The sequence below is a fragment of the Paenibacillus kribbensis genome (assembly GCF_001705305.1).
GTDB classification, from domain to species: Bacteria; Bacillota; Bacilli; order Paenibacillales; family Paenibacillaceae; genus Paenibacillus; species Paenibacillus kribbensis_B.
Map to the genome: position 1 here is coordinate 1 of NZ_MCBP01000011.1, position 22,994 is coordinate 22,994.

Below are 22,994 nucleotides of genomic sequence, written 5' to 3' on the forward strand. Positions count from 1 at the left end.
CGGAAGAATTTGCGAAGCAAATTCATGTTTGGTGGCGATAGCGGAGGGGTTCCACACGTACCCATCCCGAACACGACCGTTAAGCCCTCCAGCGCCGATGGTACTTGGACCGCAGGGTCCTGGAAGAGTAGGATGTTGCCAAGCACAATAAAAAAAGCACACCCTTAACGGGTTGTGCTTTTTTCTTTTTGCCGATCTCTTTATCGTTCATACACAAGTTTATCGTGTTCTCGATGAGCTTTGCAGCATCCTGTTTGTTCTTAGTAACTTAGTAAAGTTGTGTCTTGCAGGCTTGCTTAGAACAACGGTACGGCACTATTCGAGTGACACTTAATCTATTTCAACTTGTTCTGCCTGGAGAACACTTAAGGCTTGAAGTTTACGTGTAATTTCTTTTTGCCATTTCTTATCTCCGACTTGTACGGCAAGATTAAGAAGATCCAAATAATCATCAATATGTAGGGAGGTTTTGCTGAAAACTTCTTTCACTGTGGTCCTGCCTCCTTTGAAGTCTATGTGTATTCATCATTAATAATGATAATCATTATCAAATAACGAGCTTATTCATATTATGCCTGTGTTCGAGATAAATTGCAAGTTATGATATGAATAAATTTTGAAGCGCGCAAATGAGTTTTAAAAAAACAAACCCTTCTCCTTAAGTTCACACATTGTTCACGTCTTTTATATGGAGCATAATAAAGAAACAAGTGTGCATTGAGTGTTCACCAATAGGGGACCCATTGCGTAATGCTTCAACAAGAGGAGGAAGAAGATTATGGGCAGAACTAAAAAATGAAAGCGTTTGCTATTGTGATGGTGGGGGCCTTGGCATTGATGCTGACAGCTTGTAATGGACGGAGCGCAAGTCCGGAAAATTCAAGTAACCAGGGAGGAGACATCTCAACAAAGGGTGTGCCGATGGCCTTCCAGAACATTAATCCAGACCCGATCTCCCTTCATACAAAATAATTAAGCAGGCCGATATATCACATTTTTACTCATTTTGCCGATAATTAGAATATCATGGTATTAGCTTTTATCGGTTCTTTGCAATCGTTCGATTGATCTGGGTGATGACGGGGGGAGGTCCGGCTCATGCGACGGATATGGTAGTGCTTGGTTTCAAATCTTGCAATATATTTGTTTGTCATTTACAAATGTGATAAATTTTGTTTCAAACGGACCGAAAATAAGGTAAGCTAAAGGAGAAGGGGCTGTTGAACGTCATGAAAAAAAACGGTGTTTTTTCCCCTATTAGCCATTGTAATGATTACACAGCTGTATCCGCTCTCCTAGCTACTGACCTACTCGTTGAAGACGAAATGAAGAAATATTTAGCGCAAGCTTCTTTGCACTCCCTGAAGTGCCTCAGTGGCACAACTATCAGGAAGCCTGTTAATTAGGGAACTACCTGCGTTATTTAGGAAACAGTGTGCTAGTGACCGGGGCTATGATGATGTTCGTCATTGTACCAAGCTCGATGACTGCTTATTGCGATACGCGTTTTCGCTAGCGCTTCGGAGCTGCTGTACTGACCATGTTTCTGATCGGAATGATGATTCCGATGCGGGCTACATGGCCACCGTTGATGGTGATGTTTAAAAATGCCCATATTTTGAATACGTTTTTCTCGCTGATTTTACCCTTATCGCTTTCCAGACACCGATTGCGGTCTTCATCCTATCTGGCTTTATGCGGTCTATTCCCCACGAAATTGAAGAATCCGCTCACATTGACGGAGCAAGCATTTATCGCATTTTCCGCAGTGTAATCCTACCCATCTCGATCCCAACTATCATGACGGTGTGTAATTAACTTTCACTAATATCTGGAACGAATACATTATGGCTGCTACCTTTATCTTATCCAAAAAGCTCAAGACTCTCCCATTTGGAGTCTATACATTCGTCAGCCAGTATTCTGTGAATTACGGTAATGTTGGCGCTTTTCTAGTCATGGGAGCTTTACCAGTCATTATTATTTATTTTGTCCTGTCCGAAAAGATTACCAAGTACATGGTAGCGGGAGCAGTTAAAGGATAGTCGGACGAGAGGAGCGCACAGAGGAATGCTGCGCCGTTTTACTACATCAACGAACGCACGATTACGAATATTTTGGGAGCTCTCTACTATTCGCGGGAGGATCTGATCGGCATTCATGTCATCACAGACACAGGCAAGGTATGCAACTATCGCACTATATGAATATCATGGATACTCATTACGCACATACGGAATGGTATAAGGAAATTCGAAAGCCAGCGGGCAAAATCGCATGGCTGGGTGTGTGTCCTCATCCTGTCATTGATCAGGTGGCAACCAGATCTGTGTTTGTGTTCGGACAGCAGCTCTATGATCTGGATAAGCACAAGCCGACTGGTATCGCCCTGTTTAAGACTGAACCACGTCCTGTTTTGTCTGCTCTTCACAATTTGCGATTGGGTACCAATAACCAGGTGTATCTGTTGGGTCATGAAAATCGGATTGTATCGGCTACTTCCTCTGAACTGCCCCTGGGTTTGGGACATCTGGAGAAGCAGGTACCGGAGGATGATGTCATTGCACATCGGGGTAAGAAGAGAGTTGTAATCGCTTCCAAATTGCTGTTTGCAGATCAATTGGTCTTATTGTGGCATTCAGCGAGGATTTGAACGTGGAACTGGTGCAAAAGCAAAGGTATTTGCCTATTGTGGCACCTGTGCTCGTTGTGTCCGCGTTAATTGCATCTATCGTCTCTAGAGGAATTTCACTTCCGTTCAAGCGCGTCATTCGGGAAATGAAGCGAGTAGAGACGGAAAATTTCCGTCATACGGTAAACATCGAATCATATGAAGAAATCAACCAGTTGGCTACCTCCTTCAATCATATGGTAAGACGGATTGCAGAACTGATTGAATTGATTTGTATCTCATCAGTCAGTGAAAAAAATGCAGTGAATCATGGGCTGAAGCCGCTGACTGCGAATACAGGTGGCAAGCTGATCGTTCGAGCGGAGGAGCATGACGGCGTATTAAGCCTACACATCATCGACAACGGAGCAGGGATGGAATACGAACGATGGGAGATGGTCCAGATAGCATTAGCAGAACCCGGCAAGCAGACGGGCAGCGGGCAGGCCGGAGGCATCGGCCTGCAAAACCTAAATTTAAGGCTACGGCACATGTTTGGAGAGGAGTACGGTCTGCGGATCTCCAATACACCTGGGGCTGGAATGACAGTCACTGTAAGTGTACCTTTACCACAGAAGGAGGAAAAATATGAATATTCTGATAGCTGACGATGAAAGTATGATTCGGCAGGGGATTCGGCGTACTATTGGCCAGGCTCTGCCAACCTGCGGCATTCATCTCGCTGCTTCCACTGAGGAAGCAGCAGGCATTCTGGCGGAGTATCCCGTCGATATTGTATTGACTGATATCCTGATGCCGGGTATGGATGGTCTGGAATTCATGCGAATTTCCAAGCGAAAGCATCCTCATCTACAGTGGGTTGTCACCTCGGCCCATTCCGACTTCCAATATGCACAAAGAGCAGTGAAGCTGGGCGCCAAAGACTACCTGTTAAAGCCAATCGGCAAAAAGAAGCTGCTGGAATGCATTGAAATGCTGGCGGCTGAAGCGCTTGTTGCATCGCAGCAGGCTAACGAGGGCAGGCTTCTCAAATCCAATATGGTCTATTTGCGTGAGGCTGTTTTCCAACGCTATGCACTTGGACTGGACACGGGAGAACTGGATATACAGCCCTTTATCGAAAATTATCCGGAATTTCACCTCTTCATGGTTCGCATGGAGCCTGATCATAAGCAGACGCACCTGGAGCATTTTATGATTGAAAACGTACTGTCCGAGCTCATTGAGGCTGGAGGCAGCGGCTTTGTCGTCAGTCTCGACAGCCACAGCCTGCTGGGCATTGCACGCCTGCAGGATGAAGCGGAGGCCGCACGGCTGGAGACGCTGCTCGAATCTCATTTGAAACGTTATGTGAAGGTGCCCCTGCAAATTACACGCTCAGGCGTTCATCATAATTTTGCAGCCATACCTGAAGAGGTAGCAAGGCTAAGACGGACGCCAGAGGAGATTGCAGCCGCAGCGACGGACACTGGTGAATGTCTTCGTAAAGGCATGCATACGGTGGATGTGGCATTGCAATACATTCAGGCTCATTTTACCGAGGAGCTGTCGTTAGAGAAGGTAGCTTCGGTCGTCTTTTTGAACCCTGTCTATTTTAGCCAGTTGTTCAAGCAAAAAACGGGACAAGGCTATAAGGATTATGTCATTTGTTTACGGATGGAGGAGGCGAAACGGCTGCTCAGTGATCCTCATCTGCGGCTGGCTGATATTTCAGAGCGGATCGGCTACCAGGATATGCGGCATTTTACACAAGTATTCCGGCGTAAATGTGGAATGACTCCGACAGAGTATCGACATCAGGGAGTCAAGTAGGACGGGATATACAATGATCTGAATAGTGAGTGTCTATGTAATATATGACTGTTCTGTGAGTGGAGTTTCTACTCTGGGGCAGTCTTTTTTTGTGTCTCCAGCTCCGGCTTGTAGGTATTCAACTAATTTGCGAGCTGCATTGGACAAATAACGATCCTTGCGCCAGACGACGGCTGGTCGGGTAAAAGGGAAGGGCTCCTTAATAGCTAGTGTACGAAATCTGTCGCCATACTCTCGTCCCAAGCCAGTGTCTGGAATGATAGTAATGCCCATGCCTGTTGATACAAGTGAGAGAATGGTCGATATTTCAGGACAGTCCAGTACTACACGGGGGATAAGATGCTGCTCCTGAAATTTGCGAATCACAGTCTCGTATACCCCAAGTCCTTCCGTTCGGCGTGCTAAAAGGAGGTCGTAGCTGGCAGCTTCCTGTAACGTGATTTCACCACTCGGATGGCGATCGGCCCATTCACAAGGAAGTACCACGACAAAAGGAGCCTCCTCTAATTCTATCGTATGATACGACTTGTCATCTACCGGAAGAAGGAGCAGGGCCAAATCAACTTTATTTTGATGCAACAGTTCTTCCAGGTGATGCGTGTCCCCATGCCCTATTTTAATGTACACCCCCGGGTAATCCTGATGAAAGCGGCTGAGAGGTCCGGTAATCAGAGACATACAGACCGATGAAGTGCCTATGGACAGAGTACCGGTGACATTGCTTTCAAATTCACCAATTTCTCTACAGGTATCCTCCATTTCGGCCAATAATCGCTTGGCACGGGTGTATAGTGCGTAACCTGCCTCGGTTACCTCCCACTTCTTTCCTTCACGGAAAATCAGCTTTACGCCAAGCTCATCCTCCATATTTTTGAGTTGCTGACTTAATGGAGGCTGAGCCATGTTAAGCCTTCGGGCAGCCTTTGTGATTTGTCCTTCTTCGACAATGACGCAAAAGTAGTGCAGATGCTTTATATCCATTTAGGCTACCTCCCATTTCTGAACAACCTCAGATGAATACTTTTAAAGTATGCATTACATATATTATATATATTTTTAGTGTGTACAGAAGAGGCGTATAATTTTTGGCAGAGATAAATTAGATATAATTGCCAAAAATCAGAGTGTTGCTAGAGAACAGGAATCATGGAGTGTAGGAGGGGACACATGAAGAAAATCATTGTAGGAATATCAGGAGCGACGGGGTCGATCTTCGGTATCCGTATACTGAAGCACTTACGAGAGGCTGGGGCCCAGAGCCACCTTGTGTTATCTCCGTGGGCTAGTGCGAATATTCCCTATGAGACAGGCTACACGGTAAAGGAAGTGGAGGCGATGGCAGATGTGGTCTACTCGTACAAGGATCAGGCTGCGCGTATTTCTAGCGGCTCCTTCCGAATAGACGGTATGATCGTTGCCCCTTGCAGCATGAAGACGCTCGCCTCCATTCGCATTGGAATGGCGGACAACCTGCTCACCCGATCAGCGGATGTGATGCTGAAGGAACGAAGGAAGCTGCTGCTTATGACAAGAGAAACACCATTAAGCAGTATCCATCTGGAAAATATGCTGGAACTGTCACGCATGGGCGTGACGATCCTGCCGCCAATGCCTGCCTTTTATAACCATCCTGCAACGATTGAAGAAATGGTGGATCATATTATATTCCGCGCATTGGATCAGTTCGACATCGTTACAACCGCAGCCAAACGCTGGGATGGAATGAAGCAGGCTGAATCCAGACTACACCAAAATTGAAAAATAGAAAAACAAAGGAGAATGAATGATGGCCTATAAAGATTTTCGTGATTTTTTGCATACTCTGGAGAAAGAGGGACAATTGCTCACGATTAGCGATGAAGTAAAGCCGGAGCCGGATATTGCAGCAGCAAACAGAGCATTAAACAACCTTGGAGACAAGACACCGGCCTTATTCTTCAACAATATTTATGGGTATACGGATGCTCGTATTGCAATGAACGTGATGGGCTCTTGGCCCAATCATGCTCTTATGATGGGAATGCCAAAGAACACTCCGCTCAAAGAGCAGTTTTTTGAATTTGCCAGACGCTATGAACAATTTCCGGTACCTGTGAAGCGAGAAGAAACGGCTCCTTTTCATGAAGTAGAGATTACAGAAAATATTAATTTGTTTGATATTTTGCCGCTGTTTCGTTTGAACCAGGGAGACGGGGGATTTTATCTGGATAAAGCTATTCTGATCTCGCGCGATCTGGATGACCCGGATACGTATGGCAAGCAAAATGTCGGTTTATACCGGATGCAGGTGAAAGGTAAAAACCGTTTGGGCATTCAGCCTGTACCTCAGCATGATATAGCGATCCATATCCGTCAAGCTGAGGAACGCGGGGAAAATTTGAAGGTGGCGATTGCCCTGGGATGTGAGCCTGTTATTACGACGGCTGCTTCTACACCGCTGTTGTACGATCAATCCGAATATGAGATGGCAGGTGCCATTCAGGGGGAGCCTTACCGTGTAGTTAAAGCCAAGGATGCGGACTTGGATCTGCCTTGGGGAGCCGAGGTCATTCTGGAAGGTGAAGTGTTAACGGGCGTGCGGGAGTATGAAGGTCCATTCGGTGAATTCACAGGCCACTATTCCGGTGGTCGCGCGATGCCAGTCATTCAGATTAATCGTGTATATCACCGTAAGCAGCCCATCTTTGAGCATTTGTACATCGGAATGCCTTGGACGGAAACGGACTATATGATTGGTGTGAATACAAGTGTACCGTTGTTCCAACAGCTCAAGGATGCATTTCCTAATGAAATCGTAGCCGTTAATGCCATGTATACGCATGGGCTGGTCGCTATTATTTCTACGAAAACCCGGTATGGAGGCTTTGCGAAGGCTGTCGGGATGCGTGCGTTGACGACTCCGCATGGATTGGGGTATTGCAAGCTGGTCATTGTGGTGGATGAGGATGTCGATCCGTTCAATCTGCCGCAGGTCATGTGGGCTTTATCCACCAAGCTGCATCCGAAGCATGATGCTGTCATAGTCCCAGGCTTGTCTGTTTTACCACTTGACCCCGGCTCCGATCCGGCAGGTATGACGCACAAAATGATACTGGATGCGACGACACCTGTAGCACCGGATATTCGAGGTCATTATTCGCAGCCGCTTGATTCTCCGCTGGGTGTAGCAGATTGGGAGAAAAAGCTGAGCCAAATGCTTCGTTAAATATGTTTGAAAATAAAAAAAATTAAAGGAGTGCTGACAGATGCATATTTGTCCCCGTTGTGAGTCCAATCGCTCAGAAGTTGTTTCCCATTCGCCGGTTAAAGGTGCCTGGGAGGTATTGTTGTGTCCTGTATGTATGTTCACATGGCGTACCTCGGAACCAGATAGCATTACCGATCCCGCAAAGTATAAATCAGCGTTCAAGGTTGATCCCCGGGATATTCCGAATGCGATCCATGTACCCCTGATTGCAGAACGGAGGCAGGATCGTTCGTAACCAGATGTAAATTGTGGTATTTTGAGTATATGGGCCGAATGTAAAGGGGGTTATACTTTATGCAGATACCAAGGATCGGCAAGGAGCTGTTTACGCTGTTGGACGGCAAGACGTTGGAGAACAAGCAGCATGAAGCGATGATGCTGTTGACGATCACGGAGGATCAGTGGCCGCACGTTGCAATGATAAGCGTAGGTGAGATTGTTGCGCTGGACGAGGGAAATTTGCGGCTGGCATTATGGCCGGGGACGACCACGACGGGCAACATGATCCGTACCGGGAAGGCAACGCTTGCGGTGTTCATCGGCGGAAAGGCGCATTATGTACGGTTGTCACTGAAGCATCTGCCGATGTTGCCCGGAGCCAAGCATGTGCGTGAGCGGTTTGCGGCACAGGTATTCGCAGCCCGAGAAGATTCGGCCCAATACGCAGATATTGTGACAGGTGTTACGGTCCGGCTCAAGGAGCCGGAAGCGGTGCTGAATCGCTGGAAAGAAACGTTGGCAGAACTGTTAATGTAGAACAGGAGGAATGAATATGTCTCGTTTTGAAAAGGTAGATCAGCTATTGCAACAATTCATAGCAAATGGGCCGGCAGGGTGTGGCTGTGCCATTTCACAAAATGGTCAAGTGTTGTATGAAGGGTATCACGGATATGCTGATCTGGAAGCTCGAAAACCAATCACTGAGGATACAGTGTATCGCTTGTTTTCTATGACAAAGGTTGTTGTATGTGCGGCTGCACTTATACTGTACGAACGCGGACAATTTTTGTTGAATGAGCCTTTGTATGAATATTTACCCGAATATCGTGATGCGCATGTATTCAAAACCGCTCCCAACGGATACACCTATGTGGATAAGGCGGAGAACCCCATTTTAATTAAGCATATATTCAATATGAGTGTGGGTCTTCCTTACGCTTCCGAGTCTTCAGATACAGGAAAAGCTATGCAAAAGGTCATTACAGCATTAAAGGAAAAGCAGGGGAAATATGACTTGCGCACAGAAATTAAAGCGCTTTCTGAGATTCCGCTTGCATTTGAGCCGGGAACACGGTGGCTATACGGATATGGACATGATCTTGTTGCAGGTCTTATTGAAGTGATTTCAGGTAAATCATTAGGGCAATTTCTAAAGGATGAAATATTTGATCCGCTTGGCATGAACAATACAGGCTACCGTTATCGTGGAGATATTGCATCACGCATGGCCTCCGTTTATCAACGGACAGACACCGGGAAACTTGAAAAAATAGAGGGTTTTCTGGATGAATATCATCAGCCAGATGCTATATATGAAAGTGGAGGCGCAGGTCTGTATTCGACAGTCAAAGAGTACCTCACATTTTCACAAATGCTGTCGAATGGCGGCATGGTAGACGGTGTGAGGCTATTGGGAGGGAAAACCATTGATTTAATGCGTACAAATCATCTGAATACAGCCCAACTATCTGATTTTACGAATTCATATCATACAGGTTATGGTTACGGACTGGGCGTGCGCACGCTAATGGATAAAGCGGCCGGGCATGCAAACAGCTCTATTGGAGAATTTGGCTGGTCGGGAGCAGCGGGCACTTGGGTTTCTATAGATCCGAGCGAGCAGTTCTCGGTCGTTTATATGCACCAGCTTCATCCCAATATGGAGGAGTACCACCATTTGAGAGTTCGTGCAGCAGCCTACAGCTGTTTGTAAAAGTGAAATTATACTTAACGGTTTGATCTTTGTCAGTACCGATTCTAGTTAATAAGGACCAAATTTTCTCTAAAGCCTAAACTATTCTTTTCCATATGTCGACATTAAACGTAGGTATAAGGATTTTGCGAAATCCTTAATTTTAAGTTTTGAAATGGGAGGGAATTAAATTTTGAAGAATAGGTGGTCCGGTTTTCTGGCGTTGGTCATCCTGATCTCAAGTTTTACATCATATGCAGGGTTTGCACACGCGGCTGATTTGGTGCTTTCCAAGATTGTGCTTTCCTCTAACGAGGTAACTGTGCAGCAGGGAGATACAGCTGCATTGACGGCTACGGCTATTTATACGGATGGGACGACGTCCAATGTAACCGTAAGTACGGATTGGAAAAGTGATAATACAGCTATTGCTACGGTATATAACGGTACAGTCTCAGGCAAGGGCGAAGGGGAAGCGACTGTGGTTGCGACCTATAAAGATAAGATACAATCGGTGCAGGTACATGTAACGAAAAAGGTTAAGGCACTGACATCCAGTGTACAAAGCCTGAGCTTGCGTTCAAACGGCACCGGGCAGGTCGATCTGACAGCGACTTACAGTGATAATACAACAGCTCAGGTTTCAGGTGATGCTACCTGGACCTCCGATAACCAGAAGGTAGCAACCGTAGTCAACGGATTGGTTACTGCTCAGGGAGCAGGTACAGCCAATATTAAGGCCGTATATGGTCAACAAACCGTAACGATTGCAGTACAGGTAGAACAGGTCAAACGATTGGATGTCAGTCCATCAGAGGTTTCCCTTTTGTTGAAGGATACGGAGAAGGTTAAGTTGACAGCGACATTCCCGGATGGAACGGTTCAGGATGTTACAGAGTCTGCCGAGTGGAGCTCCAGTAATGCAGCCGTGGCAGATGTGCTGAAAGGGGCTATTACCGGCTACAGCGCGGGCAAGGCGACGATTACAGGTAAATATGGTACCATGACCGCTACAATTTCAGTGGATGTGGACCAAACGAATAAGCTGAAAGCCAGCGAATCCGATATTTTCCTCCGTTTGGATGAATCGAAGAAAATACAGGTTTCCGCTGTTTACCCCGATGGGACGGTAACAGATGTCACCGATAAAGCTGCCTGGACATCAAGCGATGAGAAAATTGCGACGGTGAATAAAGGAACGATTATGGCAATTGGAGCGGGTTCAGCTACGGTGACCGCCAAGTATGGTGATAAGACCGTTTCGATCAAGACCGACGTTGAAACCTCCAGATACCTGGATTTGAGTGAAGATAAGCTGAGCCTGAATGCCAAGGAAACCAAAAAGCTCAAGCTGACCGCTACGTACGTAACAGGTACGGAAGAGGATATTACTAGCAAGGCAGAGTGGAAGTCCAGCAATGAGGATATTGCATTTGTCAGTAAGGGTGAAGTAACAGGCTATAAAACAGGTGAGGCAACGATCACAGCTTCTTATGGCGGTAAAACAGTCACAGCGAAGGTATCCGTGAATGTGCCTGGTGACCTGGCTTTGTCCTCCAAAACAGCAACGATTGATGTGAATGAGGACTATACGGCAACGCTGACTGCTACTTATGCCGATGGGCGTAAGGAAGACGTGACACAGGATGCGGAATGGACTTCAAGTGCGGAAGACATTGCTTCCGTATCCAAAGGAACGATTACAGGTAAATCAGCCGGTAAGGCGGTTATTACAGCCACCTACAATGGCAAAAAACTGACGATCAACGTACAAGTGGGCCTTGTAGACCGTTTGGAAACCGACACACGTGTAATTGCGCTCGGTGCCCAGGAAACGAAGCAACTGAAGGTAACAGGCGTCAAGAGTGGCGGTACAAAAACAGATGTAACCAAGGATGCCACCTGGACTACCAGCAATGTGAAGGTGGTCGAGGTTAGCGAGGGCTTGATCAAAGCGAATGGCAGTGGCAAGGCAACCATTACAGCTTCCTATGGCAAGCAAACCATTACGTTTACAGTGGAAGTGGACGTAGCGCAAAAGATTGAAACGGATACAGTCGCGTTATCACTGAAATCCGGTGATCAAAAAACCATCGCGATTGTTGTTAAATCCAGTGATGGCAAAGAAAAGGACGTTACGACCCAAGCTGAATGGAAAACGTCCAACTACAAGGTAGCTACGGTTAAAAAGGGTCAGGTTACCGCGGTCAGCTACGGTAGAGCTAACATTCAGGCGAAGTTCGGCGGAAAGGTCATCAGCGTACCCGTCGATGTAGATACACTTAAATATTTGCAAACGGACGAAGTCGCATTGAATTTGAAGGTTGGGCAGCTGGCTAAAGTGACGGCTACAGCCACGTACGTGGATGAGTCAGAGAAGGATGTGTCCAAACCGGCTGTCTGGTCCTCGTCCAGAATTATTGTTGCCACCGTCAAAGACGGCAACATTAAGGCACAGGGCAAGGGGAAAGCGGTAATTACAGTGAAATATGCAGGCAAACTGACGAAGGTACAGGTGAACGTTCAGTAAGAAAAAAGGGGTGTCCCAAAAGCCATGGAAATGGCTGAGGGACGCCCCTTTTACATTAGAGAAGGATTTTACTTTAGAGAAGCGATGGAAAGCTAAAGCTATGATTTGGCGTTCTTGACCGATGCGCTGCGTGTGAGCGATTCGGTCAAGCGCTTGCCGGTTGGCGTCTGGGCCAAGCCGCCCTTGGCGGTCTCGCGGTGCTTCGACGGCATCGCGCTGCCGACTTCCAGCATCACGTCGATGACTTCGTCAGACGGGATGGCGCTACGCACACCTGCCAAAGCCATGTCCGCTGCGGCAAGCGCGGTGACAGCTCCCAGCCCGTTGCGCACGATGCACGGAATCTCTACGAGTCCGGCGACGGGGTCGCAAATCAGGCCGAGCGTGTTCTTCAGTGCGAGGCCTACGGCGTGAATGGCCTGTTCAGGCGTGCCGCCGCGCAGCTCGACCATAGCGCCGGCGGCCATTCCGATGGCTGAGCCAATCTCAGCCTGACAGCCTCCCTCCGCGCCGGAAATGAAGGAGTTGTTGGCGATCACGTAGCCGATGGCTCCAGCGGCGAACAGGCCGTGCACCATATGCTCGTCATCCCAGCCGAATCGCTCCTGCGCACTGATGAACACACCGGGGATGACTCCGCATGAGCCTGCGGTGGGTGTGGCGACAATGCGACCCATGGACGCATTGACCTCCGACACAGAGAGGGCATAAGCCATGGCGAGCGCCGAGGCATCGCCGGAGCAGGTTTCGCCTGCCCGCAAATATTCGGCCAGACGCTTGCCGTCGCCGCCCGTCAATCCGCTGCGGGATACAGTGTCTTGCGTCTGACCGCGATGAACGGCTTCCTTCATCACTTCATAATAATCAGACATTTGGCGGAAGATTTCTTCCTCAGGAGTGTTCGTCTCCTGTGCCTGCTCTTGGATCATCAGACGGCCAATCGTGGTGGATTCCTCAGTACATAAAGCACTGATTTCATGCAAATGGGCAAATCGCATCAGACTCAGCTCCTTTTTTCAAATGAATCATTTTAATTTCGTACATATGTGGTAAGGACCGCAGCTTCGCGATCAATTCAGGCGTAGCAGGACTGTCCATTTCGATGGCAGTAAGTGCTTCACCATCCCGGCCTTTGCGATCCACGTGCATATAGGCAATGTTAATGTCAGCCGCGCCGAGCGCTGTAGTCACCGTGCCCAATGTACCGGGCTTATCCGAGTGGAGAAGCACCATCGTAGGCAGCTCCCCGGTCAGATTGACCCGAAATTCGTTGAGCTGCTGGACATGGATGCTTCCGCCGCCGATGGAGGAACCCAGCAGCGTACGCTGATCGTCACCCTTCCAGAGCTCGAAGCGGACCGTGTTAGGATGAGGAGCGGGTAGTCCGCTAAAGGCGAATTCCACCGCCATCCCGGCTTGTTCTGCCCATTGCTCGGCATCGGGAATGCGGTTGTCGTCCGTATCGTAATTGAGCAGCCCTGCGATGAGCGCCAGATCTGTGCCGTGGCCTTTGTACGTATCGGCAAAAGAGCCGTACAGTGTCATGCGGGCACGGTTGGGCTGTGCGCCAAGCCAGTGCCGGGCAACGCGTGCGAGCCGCACCGCGCCTGCGGTATGTGAGCTGGAAGGTCCGGTCATGGCCGGGCCGATAATGGAAAATACATCTTTGAAACGCATGGTGTGGCCCCCTGTGTGTTCTAGTACCATAGTATATGGTATTGCCGCGTCTTAGCGCGTATATGACGGTTCCCAATGGTGACGCACGATGTGAGCACAAAAAAGGACAGGATAAGGAAGTTTCCCTTATCTCTGTCCTCGTTACCTGAGAGTTTCGTGCGGTGTCATTACCGACTTACCCCTTGGGTGGCTTGCGCTCTCTCCAGAGTTGCGTCAGATGACGATACATGGACCTGAGAGATTATCCGTCAGCCGGGTGCTGGCGTCTTGCTCCTTCGGTGCCTCCAGGCTGTAGGCTTCCTGGATGGACTCTCCCGTCATCTTCATTCGCGTATACCGTTCTACAACTATTTCTTAGCGTAATATATGCCGTGCCCGCTGTCAATCACAGGGGTTGATTTTTACATAAACCAACGCGTTCTCACTAGAAAAAATTAAATTTTACATAATTATGGATAAAAGCAGGAAGGAATTAGAAGATTGATAGCTAATCTGATAGAGGACAATACCATTTATGGATAATAGGAGGGATATTAACGTATGGCAAAAGGCTTGGGCTTCACAGGTTTACGCTTGAAAGGAATGCTGCATCTAGCAGCGATTGTATCACTGCTGATAGGAATTTTCGTTCCATTCGGTCAAGTTAAGGCCGAGGGTGCATTAACGGTGGCAGAAGCACTCCAGCGTCAAAGCAGCGGGGGTACGGTGACGGTAGAGGGCTACGTCGTCGGACATGCGACCGGATCGAAAACGGCTAACTTTTCCAGCCCGTTTGCGAATGATTTTAACGTATTGATTGCTGATCAGGCCAATGAACGCAATACGTCTAATCTATTGGATGTGCAGCTTACATCAGCGTACAGAGGGCAATTTGGACTTTCAGGCCACCCTGAGCTGATCGGCAGCAAAATCCGCGTGACGGGTGCGCTTGGCGCCTACAACAATTTTGGCGGGGTGAAAAGCCCAAGCGCTGTCGAATTGGTGAGCGGAAGCGAGCCGGGAAACCCTGGTGAACCGGGCGAGCCTGATCCTGGCACTCCGGGCCAACCGGGTACTACCTTGCCGGATGGAAAAGGCAAAAAGGTGCTGTTCGACAATACGCACGCACAGACAGCCGGAGCTGCGGATTGGGTCATTGATGGCGCCTTCTCCGATTTTGCAGGCGGGCTGCGCAAGGCAGGCTTTACGGTAGACCAATTGAACCGAAGCATTCCTTTTACCTATGGAGAGCAGGCCATAACGTATGACAAGCTCCGTCAGTATGATGTGTTCATCATCGGTGAAGCCAATGTTGCCTTTAAGGCATCCGAGCAGGCCGCTTTGCTGCAATATGTGAAGAACGGAGGCAGCGTCTTCTTCATCTCCGACCATTATAACGCAGACCGCAACAAAAACCGCTGGGATTCTTCCGAGGTCATGAACGGCTACCGTCGCGGGGCCTATTCCAACCCGGCTAAAGGCATGACTGCAGAGGAAGCTGCATCACCAGCAATGCAGGGATTAACCAGTTCCGACTGGCTGGCGACGAACTTTGGTGTTCGTTTCCGTTACAATGCGCTTGGTGACGTGAACGCTACGGATCTTGTAGCCGCAGATCAATCTTTCGGCATTACGAAGGGGGTGCGATCAATTGCGATGCATGCCGGATCGACACTGGCTATTATTGATCCCACCAAGGCTAAAGGGATTGCTTACATCCCTGTAGGCACGAAAAAATGGGGCAATGCTGTAGACCAGGGTGTCTATAACGGCGGAGGCCGTGCCGAAGGGCCTTTTGCTGCTATCTCCAAGGTAGGGCAGGGTAAGGCAGCATTCATCGGAGATTCTTCACCTGTCGAAGACGCCACGCCGAAATATGTGCGTGAGGAAAATGGACAGTCGAAGAAGACGTACGATGGCTTCAAGGAAGTGGACGATGCGACCTTCCTGGTGCAAACCGTCCAATGGCTTGCATGGAAGCAGGACTACACGAAGCTGTCCGATGTGGCAGGTCTGACACTTGACCAGCCGACGAAGCTTCTGCCGTTCGAGGAGCCTGCGGCTTCTACAGAACCGCAGCCTGAGCCTTGGTCTGCTCCGGCAGCAGGCTACAAATGGTACGATCCAAAAACGTACAAGCCCGGCTCCTATGGAGCGGCTTCATAACCAGCGAAGTGAGTGCGAGGTTAGCGATTCGAGAAAAGCGCTTGATCCCTTAGAGGGTCAAGCGTTTTTTGTGACGGAAATTAACCTGCGGTTGGTTATATCATTACATTTTGTGCCAGAAAGGTCGCGCTGCTGCTGGATCATTGGTTTTTTCAATGATGTTCATAGCATAACCTTAATTGATATATCCATATACTGGTGATAGGATGTATTCAAATTATTCCGACAAAAACAGTGTGTAATGTTTATGATAGGTTTAACATCAAGCAGGGTGCGAATAAAGCGGGACAAGGCCGCGGGGAATGGAGGTAGTATAAATATTGAATATTGAACCTGTGTTGGAGATTAAAGGATTAACAGTGTCTTTTCGCATCAACGATCAATATTACCCCGCAGTCGACCATTTGGATATGAAGGTCAACCCCAATGAAGTGCTGGCTGTGGTCGGGGAATCCGGCTGTGGCAAAAGCGCGCTGGCGCTTTCGATAGCACAACTGCATGACATGGAGCGCACGCGTATAGAGGGAGAGGTTCTTTTTAAAGGCACAGACCTGAACCGTCTCTCATTAGGGCAATTAAATAAAATCCGCGGGGCGGGCATTGGCATGATCTTTCAGGACCCGCTAACCGCCTTAAACCCGCTGATGAGCATTGGTAAGCAGATTGAGGAAAATCTCGACTATCACACGTCACTGTCCACGAAGCACAAAAGGGAACGTGTGCTGGAACTGCTGAACAGTGTGGATATACCGAATCCCGCGCGCGTGTATGCCCAGTATCCGCATGAACTGTCAGGAGGGATGCGGCAGCGTGTGATGATCGCCATTGCCATAGCCTGCCGACCTTCTCTGATTATTGCCGATGAGCCCACTACTGCGCTCGATGTAACCATCCAATCTCAAATTCTTGACTTGCTCAAACAGCTTCAACAGGAGACCGGAAGCGGCATTATCCTGATTACGCATGATCTTGGCGTTGTGGCAGAAGTAGCCGATCGTGTGGTGGTCATGTATGCTGGTGAAATTGTGGAAAGCGCCGATGTTTTTGAATTGTTTCGACATCCGCAGCACCCGTATACACGTTCTTTGCTTGCTTCCATGCCGGGCTCCCATATCAAGGGAGAACCGTTGCATGTCATCGGCGGAATGGTTCCCTCCTTGCAGGATATTCCCCGCAATAGCTGCCGCTTTGCTCCGCGTATTCCCTGGATAGGGCAGGGGGCGCATGAAGATCATCCCCAATTTAGTGAAATTTCCTCCGGTCATTGGGTCCGCTGTACATGTTATCAGCATTTTCATTTTGAAGATAAGGCAAAGGGAGAGGCTGCTTATGGCATTACTGGAGCTCAATAATCTGAAGGTACACTATCCGGTACGTGGCGGTTTTTTCCAGCGTGTCGTGGATCAGGTAAAAGCAGTGGACGGTGTGTCAATCCGCATTGAGGCGGGGCAGATATACGGGCTGGTGGGAGAATCCGGCTGCGGAAAAACGACGACTGGAAGGACGATCATCGGCCTGAACAAGCTGACGAGCGGACAGATTCTTTTTAATGGAAAGGATCTTGCGGCTCTGAGCCGTAACAATCGCCATCCGCTGCGCAGAGACATTCAGATGATTTTTCAGGACCCGTATTCCTCGCTCAATCCGCGTAAGCGGGTGCTGGATGTCATAGCTGAGCCGCTGCGAAATTTTGAAAGGCTGAGTAGTGAGGAGGAGCGGAGGAAAGTACAGATGCTGCTGGAAAAGGTCGGCTTGAACTCCGATGCGGCTTACAAATATCCGCATGAATTTTCCGGGGGACAGCGGCAGCGGATTGGTATTGCACGTGCGCTGACGTTAAATCCGAAGCTGATCATTGCCGATGAGCCGGTATCGGCGCTGGATGTTTCCGTACAGGCACAGGTGCTTAATTTTATGAAGGATGTACAGCGGGAATTCAACCTGACGTATTTGTTCATCAGTCATGATCTGGGGATTATCCGCCATATGTGCGACCAAATCGGCATTATGTACCGTGGGCGACTGGTGGAGCAAGGGAGCGAACAGGACATTTATGAGCATCCACAGCACTTGTATACCCAGCGGCTCATTGCGACTATTCCCAATATCGATCCTGCAAAGCGGCTGGAGAATGCTGAAAAAAGGCGAGTCCTGTTGTCCTCCTACAAAACCGAGCTGTCCAAACATCTGGATGCGAGTGGAAAGCCGTTTGCGCTAAAAGCAGTCAGCCCATCCCATCAAGTCGCGCTACCATAAGGGGGGATAGAATATGTGGAAATTTACACTGCGCCGACTGCTGGTTATGATTCCCCAGCTTTTTGCTTTGAGCGTGCTTATATTTTTCCTGGCCAAGGCCATGCCGGGGGATGCACTGACAGGACTCATTACCTCCACACCCAATCTGAATCCGGCAGCATTGGAGGAGCAGCGACAAAGACTGGGATTGAACGACCCGGTGTGGGTGCAGTATGGGCACTGGCTCGTCCAGTTGGCTCACGGGGATCTAGGCAAATCCTATGTACATAAAATAAGTGTTACCGATCTGATTGGCAGCCGTTTGGGCAACACGTTCTTTCTGGGTGTGGTCATTCTGATTCTGACGTATCTAATCGCCATCCCGCTCGGCGTGCTCAGCGGCCGCTATCAGTATAGCCTGCTGGACAAAACGGTAGTGGGCTATACCTATCTCAGCTTTGCGACGCCATTATTTATACTCGCGCTGCTGTTGCTGTACGTGTTTGGATTCAGGCTCGGCTGGTTTCCGACCAGCGGCAGCGTGGATGTTGGCATAGAGCCGGGGACATGGGCGTATTACGTGAACAAGTCTTATCATCTCATTTTACCGGCGGTTACAGGCGCATTGCTCAGCACGACGGCTACGATTCAGTATTTACGCAACGAGGTCATTGACACACGGCTGAAGGATTTTGTGAAAACAGCGCGTTCCAAAGGGGTGCCGGAAGGCAAAATCTATTCCCGCCACATTTTCAAAAACTCCTTGCTGCCGATTGCCGCATTTTTGGGCTACGACCTGACGGGAGTGATTGCAGGCAACATTTTCCTTGAGTCTATCTTTGGATATCCGGGGCTCGGCCAGTTGTTTCTCCAGTCCATTACCCAGCGGGACTTTTCCGTTGTGAACGCACTTGTGATGATTTCCGGCTTCCTGGCACTTTTGGGGACCTTGTTGTCTGATGTCATCCTGAGCAAGGTTGATCCCCGCATTCGCATCGAATAGTGAACAAGTCTGGAGGAAGGAGGGGGATGTAAGGTGTCTACACAGGTGAAGGGAGCTTTTACATCGCAAATCATTCGCAAATCACCATCCAGTTGGTCGGTACTGCGCCGCGAGCTGGTACGTGACAAAATGGCTTTGGTGTCCATTGCGTTTGTGGTTCTGTTCTTGATCTTTATATATGCTTCTGTCCTGTTTGTAAATCAGGATGTAGTCACAACCGTGGATTTGGGTGCGATCCGTGAAGCTCCAGGCTCGGTGCATTGGCTGGGGACAGACCGGGCGGGCCGGGATATTTTCGGTCAGCTGGTCATTGGAGCACGCAATTCCTTCACGATTGGCTTCACGATTACGCTGCTATCCGCCGCCATTGGCTTGACGTTAGGTCTGCTGGCCGGCTTTTATGGGGGGCTGGTCGATAACATCATTATGCGGATTATTGATTTTATTTTGGTGCTTCCATTTTTGATGCTGGTCATCGTGTTCGTCAGCATTGTTCCCAAGAGTGGCATTGGGTCTTTTATTTTCATCATGACCGCCTTTCTATGGATCGGAAAAGCGCGCCTGATTCGGGCCAAGGTGCTGTCGGAGCGGGAGCTGGACTACGTACAGGCTTCCAAAACCCTCGGCACACCCAACTGGAAAATCATCTGGTTTGGCGTGCTGCCCAATCTCAGCTCGGTCGTGATCGTCAATCTGACGCTCAGTCTTGCGGGAAATATCGGGATTGAGACCGGGCTTTCCTATCTCGGCTTTGGCTTGCCGGAATCCACCCCAAGCCTGGGTACACTGGTGAGCTACGCCAACGATCCGGATGTTTTACAGAACAGCTGGTGGATGTGGTTGCCTGCCTCACTGCTTATTTTGGTGCTGATGCTGGCGATCAACTTCATTGGTCAGGCGCTCAAACGTGCCACAGATGCCAGACAACGATTGGGTTAACCGAAATTCAATTATAAGGGCAACGATAAGGAGGAGCTTACAATGGTCAAACGCTGGAAAAAAGGAATTTTGCCTGTTCTATCTGCAATTTTGGTACTTTCCCTGGCTGCATGCAGCGGCTCGCCGTCTGCTTCAAATGGAGGTTCTTCCTCTGGCAGTACAGGCGGCTCCGGCTCGGATAGCAAGCAGGTGGATACGACCGCACTGGCAACGGCGGTGAAGAACGACAAGGCCCCGATCAAGGGCGGTGTGATCAATTATGCGCTGGTGTCCGATACTCCCTTTGAAGGTATTCTGAATCCTGTATTTTATGATGGGAACCCCGATTATGAAGTCTTCAAATTTTTCTACCCTTCGTTGTTCTCCATCGACTCCAACCTCAATATTGATGATAAAGGAGCAGCGACGATTTCCTTTTCCGCCGACAATAGAGCGGTGACTGTCAAAATTGATCCCAACCTGAACTGGACAGATGGTAATCCTGTAACAGCGGAGGACTATGCCTTTGCCTATGAGGTCATTGGCCACAAGGATTACGAAGGTCCACGTTACGATAGCTTTATGACGAATATCGTGGGCATGGAGGATTATCACGCAGGCAAGGCCAAAACCATAGCAGGCATCAAGGTGCTGAATGAGAAGGAAGCGACGATTCAATTTAAACAGGCCACTCCCTCCATCAAATCGGGACTCTGGTCTACGCCACTGGAGAAAAAAGTATTCCAGGGCATTCCCGTGAAGGATATGGCGGGATCTGATCCTGTCCGTAAAAATCCTGTTGGCTATGGTCCGTTCAAAATTAAATCCATGGTTACAGGTGAATCTGTAGAATTCATCAAAAATGAGGATTATTTCCATGGTGAGCCCAAGCTGGACGGCCTTCATCTGAAAGTCGTGAACCCAAATGTCATTACCGAGGCGCTGAAAAGCGGCGAGATTGACTGGGCCAGCTATCCAACTACCCGGTACAATACCGCTAGTAACCCGAAAAATGTACAGTTTCTCGGGCAGGAGGAACTGTCCTATAGCTATGTAGGCTTTAAGCTGGGTAAATTTGATCAGGCGAAAAGTACAAATATCATGGACTCGAATGCCAAGCTGGCGAACAAGTCATTGCGTCAGGCCCTAGGCTATGCGCTCAATAACGAGCAGGTTGGCAAGCAGCTCTATCATGGGCTTCGGATTCCGGCAACATCTCTGATTCCGCCTGCTTTTAAGGGATATCATGATGTGAATGCGAAGGGCATTGCGTATGACCCGGACAAGGCGAAAAAGCTGCTGGATGAGGCAGGCTATGTGGATACGAATGGGGATGGCTACCGTGAGGACCCTAAAGGCAAGGAGCTGGTGCTCCATTACGCTGCCATGAGCGGGGATGCGACAGCCGAATCGCTGGCGAAGTTTTATTTGCAGAACTGGAAGGATGTCGGTCTCCATGTCGAGCTGGTGGACGGTCGTCTGCTTGAGTTCAATTCCTTCTATGACCGTGTGCAAAAGGATGACCCCGGCATTGATATTTTTGGCGGCGCATGGAGTACAGGTTCAGATGTAGACCCTAGCGGGCTGTATGGGCGCGGAGCCAGCTTTAACTATTCGCGCTTTACAAGTGAAGAAAATGATAAGCTGCTGCAGGAAGGCATTTCGCTAAAAGCCTTTGACGACAATTATCGCAAGGATATATATAATCAGTGGCAGGCATATATGAGTGAGGAAGCGCCACTAGTACCCACGTTATTCCGTTACTCGCTGGAGGCCTTGAATAATCGGGTAGCCAATTACGATATTACTCGTGGCAAGGAGTACGATGCAGACACATTTGCAAATATAACGTTAACTGCGGATAAAGCAGAAGTGGCCCAATAAGCTAAAAAATGCGCAATAACCTGAAAAGAGGCGCGAACCGGAGTGATCCGATCTCGCGCTTTTTTTGGCCTTTTAATCAGTCTGGGGATTTGGAAGGGAGAGAAGGAAGACGGAAATACGTCAGCTTCAATACTTCATAGCGGTATGTGAGGAACTGCATTTTACGAAAGCTTCGGAAAAGATCGGAATCTCTCAACCTACACTCAGCTTGCAAATTAAAGCACTGGAGGAGGAACTGGGAATGACACTCTTCGATCGTACAGGCAAAAAAATTACAATGACAGAGGCCGGAAAGCTGCTCCTGCAACATAGTGCTCATGCGCTCAAGGATTTACAGCAAGCGAAGGCTTCCATTGAGGAGCTGCGTACCGAGCAACGTGGAAGCTTACGGATGGGCATCGCACTACCGGAGCTGGAGGAACCCTTGCAAGAGATGCTTGTCCATTTTCATCGCTTATTTCCTAAAATCAGCCTGCACATCCGTCCATCATTCGATGTAACAGAACAGGTGTTGGACAACCGGGTGGATATAGGGATTACGCTGCATTCGGGTACGGATAACAGGCTTGTCCAGCTTCCTCTTCGCACGGAGAATTACTGTCTTATTGTCCCGGTCCAGCATGTGTTCTCCAATCGTTCTTCCATAACACTCGACGAGTTGAGGCATGTGCCCTGGGCGCTGCAGCCGGAATATCATCCTGGGAGGAGGCTGATAGAAAAGTGCTTCCGTGAGCGCGGGTATCCCTTTGCGACCGTCTTGGAGACAAATTCCATCCCATCCATCCTGCGCTGGGTACAGGAGGGGCTTGCTGTAACCCTACAGCCCGAGTCGCTTGCGGCAGTTCTGGATCGTTCACACTTTTGTACTGTACCTATTGTACGGGGCGCGCCTCAGGGTCAGCTAGAGCTGATTTATCGCTCTGACCGTTACCTGGGAGAAGCAGTGAAGCGATTGATTGAAAAGATACAGGCCGGGCTGATACAGCGTTCCAACTGACG

At 49.0% G+C, this 22,994-nt stretch carries 21 protein-coding genes, 1 rRNA gene, 1 pseudogene and 1 riboswitch; of the genes and pseudogenes, 19 read left to right on the plus strand and 4 right to left on the minus strand.

Translation table 11 applies throughout. The annotated features are described in order from the left end of the window. Positions 1-27 precede the first annotated feature (27 nt). A 5S ribosomal RNA gene (gene rrf, locus BAZ21_RS18670) occupies positions 28-144 on the plus strand. Positions 145-330: 186 nt separating this feature from the next. On the opposite strand, the gene BAZ21_RS29075 is transcribed toward rrf, so the two are convergent. Beyond that, positions 331-489, minus strand: coding sequence for a hypothetical protein (locus BAZ21_RS29075; protein WP_176718175.1), 159 nt, complete (start codon positions 487-489; stop codon positions 331-333). A gap of 306 nt (positions 490-795) precedes the next feature. On the opposite strand from BAZ21_RS29075, the gene BAZ21_RS29080 reads away from it, so the two are divergent. The 5 genes and pseudogenes from BAZ21_RS29080 to BAZ21_RS18690 all read left to right on the plus strand — a co-directional run bounded on the left by BAZ21_RS29080 (position 796) and on the right by BAZ21_RS18690 (position 4,444). After that, positions 796-972: a hypothetical protein gene (locus BAZ21_RS29080; RefSeq protein WP_176718176.1), complete on the plus strand. Its 177-nt coding sequence runs from the start codon at positions 796-798 to the stop codon at positions 970-972. A gap of 257 nt (positions 973-1,229) precedes the next feature. Beyond that, a pseudogene (locus BAZ21_RS18675) lies at positions 1,230-2,045 on the plus strand (carbohydrate ABC transporter permease). Positions 2,046-2,203: 158 nt separating this feature from the next. Beyond that, complete coding sequence (locus BAZ21_RS29780; protein ID WP_068503947.1) at positions 2,204-2,653, plus strand: cache domain-containing protein; 450 nt, start codon at positions 2,204-2,206, stop codon at positions 2,651-2,653. Positions 2,654-2,655: 2 nt separating this feature from the next. Next, a complete protein-coding gene (locus BAZ21_RS29785; RefSeq protein WP_068503949.1) occupies positions 2,656-3,279 on the plus strand; it encodes a sensor histidine kinase in 624 nt (207 codons plus the stop codon). Continuing rightward, on the plus strand, positions 3,260-4,444 hold the full coding sequence (locus BAZ21_RS18690) for a response regulator (protein ID WP_068503952.1): 1,185 nt from the start codon (positions 3,260-3,262) through the stop codon (positions 4,442-4,444). Before BAZ21_RS29785 ends, BAZ21_RS18690 begins: the two co-directional genes overlap by 20 nt. A gap of 33 nt (positions 4,445-4,477) precedes the next feature. Here the strand turns inward: BAZ21_RS18690 and BAZ21_RS18695 are convergent, their stop codons facing one another. Beyond that, a complete protein-coding gene (locus BAZ21_RS18695) occupies positions 4,478-5,425 on the minus strand; it encodes a LysR family transcriptional regulator (RefSeq protein ID WP_068503954.1) in 948 nt (315 codons plus the stop codon). 186 nt (positions 5,426-5,611) lie between these two features. Between BAZ21_RS18695 and BAZ21_RS18700 the strand changes: the two genes are divergently transcribed. The 6 genes from BAZ21_RS18700 to BAZ21_RS18725 all read left to right on the plus strand — a co-directional run bounded on the left by BAZ21_RS18700 (position 5,612) and on the right by BAZ21_RS18725 (position 12,133). After that, on the plus strand, positions 5,612-6,202 hold the full coding sequence (locus tag BAZ21_RS18700; RefSeq protein ID WP_068503956.1) for a UbiX family flavin prenyltransferase: 591 nt from the start codon (positions 5,612-5,614) through the stop codon (positions 6,200-6,202). A gap of 28 nt (positions 6,203-6,230) precedes the next feature. Further along, positions 6,231-7,649: a non-oxidative hydroxyarylic acid decarboxylases subunit C gene (locus BAZ21_RS18705; RefSeq protein WP_068503958.1), complete on the plus strand. Its 1,419-nt coding sequence runs from the start codon at positions 6,231-6,233 to the stop codon at positions 7,647-7,649. A gap of 40 nt (positions 7,650-7,689) precedes the next feature. Then, positions 7,690-7,926, plus strand: coding sequence for a non-oxidative hydroxyarylic acid decarboxylases subunit D (locus BAZ21_RS18710; RefSeq protein ID WP_068503960.1), 237 nt, complete (start codon positions 7,690-7,692; stop codon positions 7,924-7,926). Between the two features lie 59 nt (positions 7,927-7,985). Continuing rightward, on the plus strand, positions 7,986-8,447 hold the full coding sequence (locus BAZ21_RS18715) for a hypothetical protein (protein ID WP_068503962.1): 462 nt from the start codon (positions 7,986-7,988) through the stop codon (positions 8,445-8,447). Between the two features lie 16 nt (positions 8,448-8,463). Then, on the plus strand, positions 8,464-9,624 hold the full coding sequence (locus BAZ21_RS18720) for a serine hydrolase domain-containing protein (protein ID WP_068503963.1): 1,161 nt from the start codon (positions 8,464-8,466) through the stop codon (positions 9,622-9,624). 172 nt (positions 9,625-9,796) lie between these two features. Beyond that, the gene (locus BAZ21_RS18725; protein ID WP_068503965.1) at positions 9,797-12,133 is read left to right on the plus strand and encodes an Ig-like domain-containing protein; all 2,337 of its coding nucleotides are present in this window, start codon (positions 9,797-9,799) and stop codon (positions 12,131-12,133) included. Between the two features lie 98 nt (positions 12,134-12,231). Here BAZ21_RS18725 and sdaAA read toward each other — a convergent pair whose 3' ends face one another. Both sdaAA and sdaAB read right to left on the minus strand, forming a co-directional pair. Next, positions 12,232-13,131, minus strand: coding sequence for an L-serine ammonia-lyase, iron-sulfur-dependent, subunit alpha (gene sdaAA / locus BAZ21_RS18730; protein WP_068503967.1), 900 nt, complete (start codon positions 13,129-13,131; stop codon positions 12,232-12,234). Continuing rightward, positions 13,109-13,810, minus strand: coding sequence for an L-serine ammonia-lyase, iron-sulfur-dependent subunit beta (sdaAB, locus tag BAZ21_RS18735; RefSeq protein WP_068503969.1), 702 nt, complete (start codon positions 13,808-13,810; stop codon positions 13,109-13,111). Before sdaAB ends, sdaAA begins: the two co-directional genes overlap by 23 nt. A 211-nt stretch (positions 13,811-14,021) precedes the next feature. Then, positions 14,022-14,137, minus strand: a riboswitch (glycine riboswitch). A 213-nt stretch (positions 14,138-14,350) separates the two neighbouring features. On the opposite strand from sdaAB, the gene BAZ21_RS18740 reads away from it, so the two are divergent. The 7 genes from BAZ21_RS18740 (at position 14,351) to BAZ21_RS18770 (ending at position 22,992) form a co-directional block, all read left to right on the plus strand. Then, positions 14,351-15,955, plus strand: a complete 1,605-nt coding sequence (locus BAZ21_RS18740; RefSeq protein WP_068503971.1) for a DUF6359 domain-containing protein — start codon at positions 14,351-14,353, stop codon at positions 15,953-15,955. A gap of 320 nt (positions 15,956-16,275) precedes the next feature. After that, positions 16,276-17,307 carry an ABC transporter ATP-binding protein gene (locus BAZ21_RS18745; protein ID WP_068503973.1) on the plus strand — a complete coding sequence of 344 codons (1,032 nt, stop codon included), beginning with the start codon at positions 16,276-16,278 and terminating at the stop codon, positions 17,305-17,307. Further along, positions 17,285-18,211, plus strand: coding sequence for an ABC transporter ATP-binding protein (locus BAZ21_RS18750; protein WP_068503975.1), 927 nt, complete (start codon positions 17,285-17,287; stop codon positions 18,209-18,211). The genes BAZ21_RS18745 and BAZ21_RS18750 overlap by 23 nt, the downstream gene beginning before the upstream one ends. A gap of 13 nt (positions 18,212-18,224) precedes the next feature. Beyond that, positions 18,225-19,193, plus strand: a complete 969-nt coding sequence (gene opp4B, locus BAZ21_RS18755; RefSeq protein WP_068503977.1) for an oligopeptide ABC transporter permease — start codon at positions 18,225-18,227, stop codon at positions 19,191-19,193. Between the two features lie 33 nt (positions 19,194-19,226). Next, entirely contained in the window at positions 19,227-20,132 is a 906-nt protein-coding gene (locus tag BAZ21_RS18760) for an ABC transporter permease (protein WP_068503979.1), read from the plus strand. A gap of 42 nt (positions 20,133-20,174) precedes the next feature. Continuing rightward, positions 20,175-21,995 carry an oligopeptide ABC transporter substrate-binding protein gene (opp4A, locus tag BAZ21_RS18765; RefSeq protein ID WP_068503981.1) on the plus strand — a complete coding sequence of 607 codons (1,821 nt, stop codon included), beginning with the start codon at positions 20,175-20,177 and terminating at the stop codon, positions 21,993-21,995. A gap of 154 nt (positions 21,996-22,149) precedes the next feature. After that, positions 22,150-22,992 (plus strand): LysR family transcriptional regulator, encoded by an 843-nt coding sequence (locus BAZ21_RS18770; protein ID WP_256021980.1) that lies wholly within the window; start codon positions 22,150-22,152, stop codon positions 22,990-22,992. Positions 22,993-22,994 lie beyond the last annotated feature (2 nt).